The 12916-nt window shown below is 53.4% G+C and carries 7 protein-coding genes; 3 read left to right on the plus strand and 4 right to left on the minus strand.

What is annotated here, in order from left to right; genetic code table 11:
* Positions 1-841 precede the first annotated feature (841 nt).
* Complete coding sequence (locus B0B12_RS08645; protein WP_076667872.1) at positions 842-2062, minus strand: NAD(P)-dependent oxidoreductase; 1221 nt, start codon at positions 2060-2062, stop codon at positions 842-844.
* A gap of 281 nt (positions 2063-2343) precedes the next feature.
* Between B0B12_RS08645 and gcvP the strand changes: the two genes are divergently transcribed.
* Both gcvP and B0B12_RS08655 read left to right on the plus strand, forming a co-directional pair.
* Positions 2344-5262, plus strand: a complete 2919-nt coding sequence (gene gcvP / locus B0B12_RS08650) for an aminomethyl-transferring glycine dehydrogenase (RefSeq protein WP_076667875.1) — start codon at positions 2344-2346, stop codon at positions 5260-5262.
* A gap of 359 nt (positions 5263-5621) precedes the next feature.
* Positions 5622-6209: a DUF4136 domain-containing protein gene (locus B0B12_RS08655; RefSeq protein ID WP_076667878.1), complete on the plus strand. Its 588-nt coding sequence runs from the start codon at positions 5622-5624 to the stop codon at positions 6207-6209.
* Between the two features lies 1 nt (position 6210).
* Here the strand turns inward: B0B12_RS08655 and B0B12_RS08660 are convergent, their stop codons facing one another.
* Positions 6211-8511 carry a TonB-dependent receptor domain-containing protein gene (locus B0B12_RS08660; protein ID WP_244554652.1) on the minus strand — a complete coding sequence of 767 codons (2301 nt, stop codon included), beginning with the start codon at positions 8509-8511 and terminating at the stop codon, positions 6211-6213.
* A 152-nt stretch (positions 8512-8663) separates the two neighbouring features.
* Between B0B12_RS08660 and B0B12_RS08665 the strand changes: the two genes are divergently transcribed.
* Positions 8664-9863: a PQQ-dependent sugar dehydrogenase gene (locus B0B12_RS08665; protein WP_076667881.1), complete on the plus strand. Its 1200-nt coding sequence runs from the start codon at positions 8664-8666 to the stop codon at positions 9861-9863.
* 105 nt (positions 9864-9968) lie between these two features.
* On the opposite strand, the gene B0B12_RS08670 is transcribed toward B0B12_RS08665, so the two are convergent.
* A complete protein-coding gene (locus B0B12_RS08670) occupies positions 9969-11951 on the minus strand; it encodes an OmpA family protein (RefSeq protein WP_083704164.1) in 1983 nt (660 codons plus the stop codon).
* Positions 11952-11969: 18 nt separating this feature from the next.
* Positions 11970-12905, minus strand: coding sequence for a PorP/SprF family type IX secretion system membrane protein (locus B0B12_RS08675; protein WP_076667884.1), 936 nt, complete (start codon positions 12903-12905; stop codon positions 11970-11972).
* Positions 12906-12916: the final 11 nt, after the last annotated feature.

Here is a 12916-nt window from a genome sequence, read left to right on the forward strand (position 1 = left end):
TTGTGAATTGACGCGGTGGGAATCTTTAAGATTCGCCCGCGCGGATGTACCTATTCTTGTTTTCTTTTCTGTCTCAACAATCTCTCAAAGAACTTCCCGGAAGACTTCTTCTTCCGCTAGCGCCCCGGCGTTCCAGGGCGTGTGTTTTACTCTTACTACCGTGCCGACCGTCCGTTGTTTTCGGTGTGCAAAGGTCGGAAATCTTTTCCAATCCGCAAGCAAAATCTCAATCTTTTTTTCTTTTTTTTCTCAGTTCGTTTAACTGAGAGGCACTTTCCTTTCCGCTCTGGCAACCTTCGTTCCGGAGCGGGCTGCAAAGGTAGGCAGACTTTTTCAATCCGCAAGCGCTCTGCAAAACTTTTTTTTCTTTTCCTTCAGGCCCTGTTAAGGCAGCCTTCCGAAACCCCCTTCCTTGTGAAGCGGGCTGCAAAGGTAAGCAGAGTTTTTCATTCCGCAAGCCCCGGGCAAAAGTTTTTTTTCAGTATTTGCTCCGATGCCTTCAGCCTTACTTCCTGCATCTGGGCCGCCCTGCCGGCTGACCTTGTGTCCCTGGCGAGGTTTCGTTCGCGTTGGGATTACAAAGGTCTGAAAAATATCTTAATTCGCAAGGGGCATGTTATAACATTAGTCTCTGTTTTGATGCGGTTCCATTTAACTAGCTGGTTTGCACCATCAAATTTTCGAAAATAATTTAAAAGTTTTTCACTTCAACATCTAGCCACATTCTATTGCACCGTTTTTACCGCTATTTATACCTGTTACAACCTCTCCGAAACGAAACAAGGTGTAGACTTTCGCTCCGTCTACACCTTGTTGATCTTACTCCATTATATATAGCCTGCTACACCGCTGCTGCCTCAGCATATTCCTTCAGATACCTATACCTTTTAGTCAGCTCCCCGTTTCTGGCAATGGTCGCTCTTTCGAGCATCCCTCCTTCGTCATTATTAAAGAACTGCGGGAATACATAATCTATAATGTTACGTCCAAAGTCGCGGGAAGCATTGCGCGGTAGTTCGCAAGGCAGATTGTCTACCGCCATTACGGTAATGTTTTCTTTTCGGCTAAAGGCTGGCTCAAGCTCTCCTGTCTCCGGATTATAATCAAAAGCCGGATCAGGTATAGTGGTGGAGCGCTTGGTCGTAGGTATGGAGCCGTCCACGTCGCAGGTGATGTCGGCAATGGTGTCTATCTTGAAGTCGGGCTGGCGGGTGTCCTCCTCTGAAAACAGCTTCGGTGCACGCGGGTCCCAGTAGGCGCAGGCCATTAACAAATCCGTCACTTTTGTGAACTTGCGGAACGTGGATTGGTATAGCTCAGGGTGCGCGTAGAAATCCGGCGAGTCCCATACCTCCACATCGGGGCGGTTGTTGTAATCGCCGGAGTGTAGTTGGGCGTATACCGGCTCGCTGAACTGCTTATATAAGTAGTCGAACACGCTCACTTTCCGGATACCCATTTTATCGAGCACTTCCATCGCGCCGCCTGCCACACGGCCCCCGCCTGTCACGGCAATCTTAATAGGCGGTAGCTTCACTTTAAAGTATTCCTCCTGCATGTCTTCCATCTCGTGGCAAAGGTAGGCGGGCTTCAGGTCGAAGAGATTCCACTTTTTGCCATAAGTAAGTATGCCGTTGTAAGCGCCCACTATACCTGCATACCTGCCGAAGGCTACTACCCGCTGTCCCTGTGCGTTGGTCAGGAGTTCATAGTCTATTAAGGTGATGTTCTTGTCGAGCACGGCACGTAGCAGCTTGGCGTTGTGCGGCTGCTTCTTTATAGTATGTGAAAAGAAGAAATACGTCTTATTCGGAATCAACTGGTCAACCGGCACTTCCTTCACGCCCATGAGCACGTCGCAGTCGCGCAGGTCCTGCTGCAAAGGTATACCCAGCTCGGCATACTCCTCGTCCGTAAAACAGCGGACATCGCTCGGCTGCACGATCACCTCTGCATCAGGAAACTCCTGTATGGCTTCTTCGCACTTTTTAGGGGTGAGCGGCACGCGTTTGTCTACCGGCACTTTGCCTTCCTTAATGATCCCAATTTTGACTTTTTTCATAGGTGCCTCTTTCTGAATTGTTCTGCTGGATTTTGTGTTTACTAGTCTGTAGTCTGAAGTGGATAATGCCTGGACATCCGGTTGCCTGCGCTTTGCAGCACACACCATTATAGAAGCGTCGGCAATTTGCAGCCTCCTGCCACATACAGAACTATTTAGCTTTCATGCTTCAATATAATAAACAATTACTATTACTTTTGTAGAAATTATTGAAAGAGAGCCTTTGGCTTGTCTTCCACTGGAAAGTTAAAACCCAAATTCCCAATCAATACTTCATCATTATGATTCTTAAAACAAAACCTGCTGACACTTTTAAGGAGCGCCACAACGGTCCGGACAAAGAGCAAATGCAGGACATGCTTAAAACCATCGGGGTGAACTCGCTGGACCAACTGATTGAGGAGACCGTACCGGCCGCCATTCGACTTAAGAAGCCGCTGAACCTGCCAAAGGCTCTTTCTGAAACCAACTTCCTGAAGCAATTCGGTGAGATCGCCAGAAAGAACAAGGTATACAAATCGTATATCGGCTTGGGCTACAACGACACCATCTTGCCGCCTGTTATCCAGCGTAACATTCTGGAGAACCCGGGTTGGTATACTGCCTATACCCCATACCAGGCTGAGATCGCGCAGGGTCGTCTGGAGGCGCTGATCAACTACCAGACCATGGTGATGGACCTGACCGGTATGGAGATTGCCAACGCATCGCTGCTGGACGAAGGTACTGCCGCCGCTGAGGCCATGGGTATGTTCTACGCGCAGCGCAAAGGCGCCCGCAAAAATGCCAACCGCTTCTTCGTATCCAACCAGGTGCTGCCACAAACGCTGGACGTACTGGTATCGCGCGCTACGCCGATCGGGATTGAGCTGGTAATCGGCGATCACCGTGAGGTGGATTTCTCTGACGAGACATTATTTGGTGCCCTGGTGCAGTACCCTGCTGCCGACGGCGCCATTTTTGATTATACCGACTTCATCAGCAAAGCACACGAGCAGGACATCCTGGTAGCCGTGGCAGCTGATATTCTTTCTCTGACGCTTCTGACACCTCCGGGTGAGATGGGCGCCGATGCGGTAGTAGGTACAACGCAGCGTTTCGGTGTGCCAATGGGCTTTGGTGGTCCGCACGCTGCTTATTTTGCCACTAAGGATGCCTTCAAACGTGTTATCCCGGGCCGTATCATCGGTATCTCGGTAGATGCCGCTGGTGACAGAGCCTATCGTATGGCATTGCAGACACGTGAGCAGCACATCCGTCGTGAGAAAGCGACCTCCAACATCTGTACGGCACAAGTACTGCTGGCGGTGATTGCCGGTATGTATACCGTATACCATGGCCCACGCCGCCTGAAGTACATCGGCCTGAACACGCACGCCCTGGCGCAGCAGCTGGAGAAGGGCTTGAAGGCGCTTGGCTTCGAGCAGCTGAACGAAGCTTACTTCGACACGCTGAAAATTGCGGTGGAGAGTGCTGATATGAAAAATGCCATCCGCACCGAGGCGGAGGCTGCGGGCATGAACTTCCGTTATTTTGAAGAAAACTTCATCGGTATTTCCCTGCACCAGAACACCGAGCTGGAAGATGTGAAAGACATCTTGGCGGTGTTTGCCAAAGTAGCTGGTAAATCTGCTGATGTATTGAACATCGACGAGCTTCCGGAGGAGACTGAGATCACCTGGTCTGAGAAACTGATCCGTACGAGCGAGTACCTGACGCACGAGGTGTTCAACAAGCACCACTCCGAGCACGAGATCCTGCGTTACATGAAGCACCTGGAGAACAAAGACATTTCGCTGGTTCACTCCATGATCTCTTTGGGCTCTTGTACTATGAAACTGAATGCTACGGCTGAGATGATTCCGATCACCTGGCCGGAGATCGGGCAGCTGCACCCATTCGCGCCTGCTGACCAGACGCAAGGGTATGCTGAGATCTTCAAGAACCTGGAGGCCTGGCTGTGTGAGATCACTCGTTTCGACGCGATGTCGCTGCAGCCAAACTCGGGTGCACAGGGCGAGTACGCTGGTCTGATGGTGATCCGTGCCTACCACGAGTCACGCGGCGATCATCACCGCAATGTGGCGTTAATCCCTTCTTCTGCACACGGTACCAACCCAGCTTCGGCGGTTATGGCCGGCATGAAGGTAGTGATCGTGAAGTGCGACGAAAGAGGTAACATCGACGTAGCGGACCTGCGTGCGAAAGCAGAGCAGCATAAGAACGAACTGTCTTGCCTCATGGTAACGTACCCATCTACACACGGTGTATATGAGGAGTCGATCATTGAAATCTGCCAGGTTATTCACGACAACGGTGGCCGTGTTTACATGGACGGTGCCAACATGAACGCCCAGGTAGGTTTGACTTCGCCAGCGCACATCGGTGCTGACGTGTGTCACCTGAACCTTCACAAGACCTTCTGTATACCTCACGGTGGCGGTGGTCCTGGCATGGGCCCAATCGGTGTGGTAAAAGACCTGGCTCCGTTCCTGCCTGGTCACGCTGTAGTGGACCTGGGTCGTCCGGAAGCAATCAATGCCGTGTCGGCTGCGCCTTGGGGTTCTGCCTCTATCCTGCCGATCTCTTATGCCTACATCGCGATGATGGGCGGCGAGGGCTTGACGGAAGCAACCAAAGTGGCGATCCTGAACGCCAATTACATCAAGGCGCGTCTGGAGAAACACTATCCGGTGCTGTATGTAGGTGCTAACGGCCGTTGCGCACATGAAATGATCCTGGATTGCCGTGAGTTCAAGAAATACGGTGTAGAGGTAGAGGACATTGCCAAGCGTCTGATGGACTATGGTTTCCATGCTCCAACGGTATCGTTCCCGGTAGCGGGCACCCTGATGGTGGAGCCAACTGAGTCGGAAGCACAGGAAGAACTGGATAGGTTCTGCGATGTGATGATCTCGATCCGTGAGGAAATCCGTGAGGTTGAAGCAGGCAAGGCTGACCAGAAGAACAACGTGCTGAAGAACGCACCGCACACCCAGAAAGTTGTTTTAGTAGAAAACTGGGAGCGTCCTTACACACGTGAGAAAGCTGTATTCCCGATGTCCTACCTGCGCGACAGCAAGGTATGGCCAACCGTTAGCCGCATCGACAGCGCTTACGGTGACCGTAACCTGGTGTGCTCTTGTGCTCCGATCGAAGCTTACAACGAAGATCACAACGAGATGGTAGCTGTTGGCTAACCCGTCTTAAGCTTATACCTGAAAAGCCTGGCCCTTTTGGTCAGGCTTTTTTGTTTTGGGAGCGTGTAGTCGCCTCTCCTTTACCAGCCTACCCCTCCTAGAGGTAGCAAGGGTCTTAAGTCCTTAACTTATTTTCTGTCATTTCGGCCTGGGGGTAGGAGCCCTCTATTGGGGAGAAACCTGGAATAACGAAGCGCTCTGAAAATCCCCAACTCTCTCAGTGCCTTCAAGCTGACAGTATAGCCTACAACTGCTTCTAAAGCTGGCAGCATTCCCTCAAAACTCCACCGCCATACCTAGCCCCTGCCCCGCGCCGTATACCTGTTTTAGACAATATCCTATACCTAAACCAACACGCTATGCGAAATGCTATACCTCCCATCAAACAATGGCTATACCTGCTACCTGTCCTGCTGATCGGTTTGAGCGGCTGCATACCTTCTATTACGGCAGACAGCACCTACGACCGAAGTGTAGATTTTCAGGTATACCGAACCTTTGCATTGCTGGAACCGGCAATGGCCAATACCTCAGCTGATCCAAACTTGTATGAGCCGTTGCTGGACAGACGGATGCGCGATGCCATCGCGGCTGAATTGGTGAAGAAGGGCATGACGCTGGATGCGGAGAATCCGGATCTGCTGGTGGCTTACGATGTGTCGGTGGCGCAGGATGCTGCCACGGCTTCGCCTGACTTCGGGTACGCTTATTGGTTTGGCTATCGATTCAATTACAATACGGCCGATTTCCAAGGCTATAGGCCCGTGGCCCAGTATACGCCCGGCACGATGCTGATCGATCTGATTTCGGCCAGCACCAACGAATTGCTGTGGCGGGGTGTGGCAGAAGGCGAGATCACGGTGACACAGACTGACGAAAGCAAGATCAGAAGGTCCATCATCAGCATCTTGTCGCTATACCCACCTAACCAACCACCCAGAAGGTAGCCTACAAACGGTACGACAGATTGAGGCCGCCATAATAATTGCGTGAAGCGGCCGGCTGAAAGTAGCGCCCGCCAAAAGCATTCAGGTCATTGCCTAGGCTATACTTCTGGTCTGTCAGGTTTTCGGAGCCGGCGAAAATGTCCAGCGCAAACTTGTTCCCTAGCTCACGTCGCAGCCCGAGCCGTGTCCCGGCTACGAAGTAAGAATCAGCATACACAGTGTTTTCGTCCGTGAGCGGAATCTCGTCTACATAGTTTCCCGTCAGGTATAGGTATAGCCCAAAGCGGGTGGCCAGGTCGAGGCCGGCAGTCAGGGTATGCGGGGCCACACCGGTGAGTTTGTTGCCGCTCAGGTCGGTGTCGTCTTTCTGGTAATCGCGGAAGCGGAAATGGCTGTAGGTATAGCTGCTCCATACCTTGAGCAGACTCACCGGCTGCGTCGCATCTTCGAGTAAGGTATAGCCCAAGGCTGTCTCGAGTCCGCTCTGGGAAGTAGCGCCCACGTTGCGGAACACAGCGATGCTCGACAGATCCTGCCGACTTGCAATGGTTTCGCGCAGCCTGAAGTGAAAGGCCACCACATCAAAACTCAGCTTTCGGCCCAAAGTATAGCCGCGTATACCGGCCTCGTAGTTAATGCCTTTCTCCGCTTCCAGTTCCTGGTTCAGGGCACCGTCCGAAGTCAGCAGTTCTTCTTCGGAAGGCGGAGAAAAACCGGCACTCACACTACCATGTACTGATATCTGCTCAGTCAGCCGTTTGAGCAAGGCTACCCGGGGCGAGAGCACGGCACTGAAATCGCGGGTATACTGGTAAGGTCCGCCGGCCGGAGCCTGGTGTAGACGGGTGATTTCATATCGGGTATCGTTCAGACTGAGAGCAGCCGTGGCTATCCAGCTGCCGGGTAGTTCGAACTCGGCTTGTGTGAAAAGCAAACCTGTTTTGGCCAGCACTTCGTCATCGGTGCGCAGCGAGTCCGTGCGGCCGCGGTTATTGCCGTAGGTGCGGGCAGCCTCGAAACCGCGCTGGTATTCGCCACCGAAAGTAACGGTTGTAGGTATAGCACCCAAGTTGGCATTGTATACAAAGCGGCTGCGCACGCCATACTCCTGGTTGGTATTGCGCTCGTAATCGGTGTTGAAGGGGTGGTCCCTATACCTGAAAAGGCCGTAAACAGCCGTCGTGTTTTTAAGGTTCTCCGTGAAACGGTACTCCTGCGACAAGCCAAGATTTATACCTTGCTGGTTCATGGACGCATTCTGGGCTACGCTCCCGAACATCCCGCCACGTGCCTGCTTTGGGTCCTGCTCATACTGCTCTCGGGTCAGTCCGCCGGGCAGTTGGTAAAAAAGATCGGAGAAGATCAGGTTAGCCTGGATGGTGCTCTTCTCAGATGGGTTGAAAGTAGCGGTAAGCAGCAGCGTTTCGCGGTCCATGCCCGATTGCTCGCGGTAGCCGTCGAGTTGCTGTCGGGTGTACTGCAGGTATAGACTTTGCTTCTCGCTGCCCACACTGGCGCTGGCGGTGTAGCGCTGCAGCCCAAAAGAGCCGAAAGTGGTGCCGGCCTGCAGCAATTTCTCTCCGGGAGTCGCCCTGCGGGGTTCGAGCAGCACCGTGCCACCTGTGCCTGCCCCGTAAAGGCTGCCCGCCGGCCCTTTCAAAATTTCCATGCTGTTGAAGTTCGCCGCATCCAGCAGGTTCAGATTCGTGATGCCGTTCGATTCGGTAAAGGGAATTTCGCTCAGGTATACCTTCACGTTTCGTATCCCATAAGGCGAGCGCAAACTGCTACCCCTGATCGAAAGGCGGTAACTGGCCGTGGCCCGCTCCTCCATCCGCACACCCGGCACGGTATTCACCGCCCGCACCAACGAGCTTTCGTCAAAGCGCTGCATCACCTCCCGGTCGATGATGCTCAGGGCGCCGGCGGTTTCCAGCAGAGGCCGGTTTGTTTCGTAGCCCGTCACCACCACCTCTGACAGGCTGGCTGCCAATGGTTGCAGGTATACCTGCAGTGCTATACCTGGCTGGGTGCGCTGCAGTGAAACCGTATCGGGCCTATACCCGATGTGTGAGATCAACAGGAAAGAAGCCTCGTCTGCCACGGTCAGGCTGAAGCGACCAGAGGCATTGGTTAGGGTTTGTTCGCCGCTACTGGCTGTGATGGTCACTCCTTCCAGCGCCTGACGGGTTTGGGATCGCATAACCTGCCCCGAAACCTGCTGTTGGGCATGAGTCAGCAAAGGCAGTAGCATCAGGGTAGTCAGGGAACAGAGGCGAAGCAGGGGGAGTATGAAGTTCATGAGTGCAAGTTGGCTGCTAACAAAACGGCTTTTATCTGGCAAGGTTAGCATCACATAGAATTTGCTATTCCTTACCGGTTGCAACAATCATAGCCGGTATTCGGTTAAATCAAAACACAAATTCTCTCCACAAACTTAACCGAACCAAAGCTATGAAGAAAATACTTACAACTACCGCCTCCCTAAGCCTGGCTCTGGCGCTCACCAATTCACCAATATTTGCCCAAGAAGGCGAAAAGCCAGTAAGCGCTTCTGTAGAGGGCCACATCTTTAAACCAGCCCGCGTAGATGCCACCGATGCCCGTGTGAAGCAACTCAAAGTACCGGCCGGCTTCCAGATCACCAAATTTGCCGAGAACCTGAACAAGCCGCGCATGATTGCCGTGAGCAAGGAAGGCGTAGTTTACGTGACCGACCGCGACAAAGGCACCGTGACCATGATCCGCGACACGAACAAAGATGGCAAGGCGGATGAGCAGAAAGTGGTGGCCACGAAAGAGCAGATGCACGGCATTGCCATACGCGACAATAAAATATGGCTGGCAACCGTCAAAGAACTTTATACCGCCAACATCAACAAGGACGGCACCCTATCCGAACTGCAACTGTTGGCTGACGATCTGCCGGATGGCGGTCAGCACCCGAACCGCACCTTGCGCATCGGCCAGGACAACAAGCTCTACATTTCGATTGGCAGCACCTGCAACGCCTGCGACGAGCCCAATAAGGAACACGCCACTATTCTACAGGCCGACCTCGACGGTAAAAACCGCAAGGTATACGCCAAAGGCCTGCGCAACACCTTGGGCTTCGACTGGCACCCGCAAACGAAAGAGATGTTCGGCATGGACCACGGCATTGACTGGCTCGGCGATGATGAGCAGCGCGAGGAGCTGAACAAGATTGAGCAAGGCGCTGATTACGGCTGGCCTTACATCTACGGCGAAGGCAAGGAAAATCCCGGTGACCAGCCCAAGGACATGAGTTACGAAGAATACAAGAAGAAAACAAAGTACCCGCTGCTCACTTATACCGCCCACGCTTCCGGCCTCGACATGATCTTTTACCGCGGCAACCAGTTTCCAAAAGAGTATAGCGGCGATGCCTTTGTGGCTTTTCACGGCTCCTGGAACCGCTCCAAGCCAGCTGGCTACAAGGTGTCGCGCATCCGGTTCGAGAACGGACAACCCAAAGAGTTTGTGGATTTCGTGACCGGCTTCCTGGTAGACGATAACAAGGCGCAGTTTGGCCGTGTGGTTGGCCTGGCGACACATACCGATGGTTCCCTGCTCATCACCGACGATTCCAATGGGGTGGTGTACCGGGTGGCTTATACTGGAGGCAAGAAATAGGCTGCTTCCTTGGCATAAAGTTAAATAAAAAGGCTCCGTAGAATCTGCGGAGCCTTTCCAAACTATGAAAGCTAATGAAACTTTGATTTCCCTATAAGTGAGCCCCTATTTGATTCGGAACTCTGTTCTTCTGTTTTGCTGGTGCATTTCCTCCGGACAAGACACCCCGTCGGTACAGTTGTTTACCAGCCTTGTTTTACCGTAGCCTTTGGCAGTCAGCCTGTCTTTGGCTATACCTTTTGTGATCAGGTAATCCACGGCGGCCTGTGCTCTGCGCTCTGAAAGCACCTGGTTGTACTTCAGGCTTTCGCGGCTATCAGTATGTGAGCTCAGCTCGATCCTGATGGTCGGGTTTGCCTCCAGCACTTCGGCCAGCTTGTCCAGTTCTTTGGCAGCATCCGGACGGATATCCCACTTGTCCAGGTCGTAGTAGATGTTCTCCAGCACAATAGCTACGTTCTTCTCGTCGCGGTCGAATACCATGGCTACCTGCACCGTATCTGCGGCTGTTTTTGGCACTTCCACCTTCACATTTTGGTTGAGGTAGCCTTGTTTTGAGCCTTGCATGACATAGGAGTTTCCTTTGCGACCATCCATAAAGTACTGCCCTTTTGTATTCGTCAAGGCAGTGCTGCTGTCGTTCATATTCTGCTGCGCGATCAGGAGCTGTACCTGCGGCAGTGGAAGCTGCACATTTTTCTTCTGCTCGTTCTGCTTGCGCTCCAGTGTGGTCACAGCTATTACAACCGGTTTCTGCAACACTTTAAAGCTGTAGATATCGTCGGTGCCGTTGCTGCTTTCGCGGTTAGACGACAGCAGACCGGTTTCCTCGTCTTCGTTGAACATGATGCCATAGTCGTTCTTCGACGAGTTGATCGGATGGCCCATGTTATTCACGGCTGTCCAGGCGGCGTGCTTGCCCTCAGCGGCGAAAATATCGAGTCCGCCCATGCCCATGTGGCCGTCAGAAGAGAAGTAAAGTTTACCATTCTGGTCCACGTAAGGGAAGCTTTCACGACCCGGCGTGTTGATCAGGATACCGGCGTTCACAGGTTCTCCCCAGCTGCCGTCCGGCTGGCGCAAAGTATAGTAGATGTCCGTCTCGCCCACACCGCCCGGCATGTCCGACACGAAGTACATGATCTTGCCGTCAGGCGACAGGGCCGGATGCCCCACGGAGTACTCTGTTACATTGTTAAAAGCAAAAGGCTTGATCTCGGTCCAGGTCGTGCCGCGTCGTTGCGAAGAATAAATCTCCAGTCGGTTGATGTACTCCTGCACCTGCGACTTGTCTACCCAGCTGGTTGGGTCGGCGTTGCCAGACTTGCGCTGCTGTACCAGTTGCGTACGCGTGAAATACAGTGTCTGTCCGTCTTCCGTGGCCGAGGCCGTGGCGTTGTGGTACTGGTCGTTGATCATTTCATGCAGTGCAGCGGGTTTGCCCCAGTTGCCACCGCCGTCGCGGCTGGCCATAAAGAGCTGCAGGTAGGGGCGACCGGTCCAGCCGTAGGTGCCGGCAGTTTTTCCTTCCTGATCCACGCCACGGTCCGAAGTGAAAATGATCGCGTCCTTGCCGTAGTTCATTGGGCTGAAGTCAGAGAAACCTTGCGCGTTCAGTCCGCTCAGGCGCTGCACCTCGGCCAGTGGCATTTTCTGGTTGATCCAGTTCATGGCTTTGTCGCAGGAGGCCATCAGGTGCTGGGCACGCTCCTCTGCAGCCGGCACTTCTTCGGCCCACAGCATGTACTGCTGCTTGGCTTCGTCGTATTTGCCGTTGCTGCGCAGCGCCTCGGCGTAATGGTAAATGTTCTGCGGGTCACGGCCTGGCATGGCCACCACTTGGGCGTACCAGCGCTCCGCTTCCACGGTCTGGCGCGTTAGACGGTAAGAGTCGGCGATGCGCTCGGCTGTTTTCACATCCGGCTTGCGCTTCTCGGCCGCTTTTTTGTACTGCTCCAGAGCCAGAGCAAATTCAAACTTTTCGTAGTGCTTGTCTGCTTTGCGGAGCTCCTGCTGCGCCTCGGCTACAGGTGCTGCGCCCAGCAACAGGGCAGCGGTAAGGTATAAGGGTATATGTCTGAAATTCATATGCGGTAAGAGCTAATATTAAAAGTATTGCGGCGTCAGCATTTTCGTGTCCTGCTTCTTGAAGAAGTAGTAACCTACCGAGATCTCGTGCGAGTGGAAACCGTTCAGGTCGTTGAGCATGCGGTCGTAAGAGTAACCCAGACGTAGGGCGTTGGTCACCTGCAATTCAGCGATTAGGGCCATGGCAGTGCGTTTCGTCACCGGGTCGGCCTCCTCATTCTTGTTGAAAAGGTTCATGCTGGTGCGGTATGAGCTACCCAGCCACAAACGGTCGCCCAGCAGCACAAAGCCATTCAGGTCCACGTTGGCGGGCGCGTTGAAATCTTCTTTGATCAGCACGCTTGGCTTCAGCTTCACAAAATTGCTCACATCGAACACATAGCCTGTGGTGAAGTAATAGTGGCGAACCGGCTCGATCTGGAAAACATCTTTGTACTGGATCAGGTCAGAGGCGGAAAGGCCGGCATAGAAACGCGTTGTGTTGAAATAAACACCCAGCTTCACATCCGGGCGGTAGAAAACATCCTTGCCGGCAGGTATGCTCGGGTCATCCACTATACCTAGTTCCGAACCATCCACTACGCTCTGCACCACACCGGCTGCTATACCTAAGCTCAGCGTTCCGCGGGCGCTCACCGACACACGGGCCGCCGCATTGGCATAAGCCGAGGTGGTAGAATAGGCACCGATCTTGTCACGGGTAAAGTTCAGGCCCAGGCCCAGGCGTTCGTGGCTGGTCAGGCCGTCTACGCTCAGTGCCTGCGTGGTGGGCGCTCCGTCTATACCCGTCCACTGCGAGCGATGGAAGGCGTTGATGTTGAGCACACCTTTGGTACCGGTATAGGCCGGGTTGATGGCCATACTGTTGAAGATGTACTGCGAGTACTGCGGGTTTTGCTGGGCGTTCGCGGCAAAGGTGAAGAGCAGCGCCAGCAGGGTATAAAGTATTCTCATGGTAATAAAAT

It is taken from the genome of Pontibacter indicus (assembly GCF_900156345.1).
Lineage (GTDB): Bacteria > Bacteroidota > Bacteroidia > Cytophagales > Hymenobacteraceae > Pontibacter > Pontibacter indicus.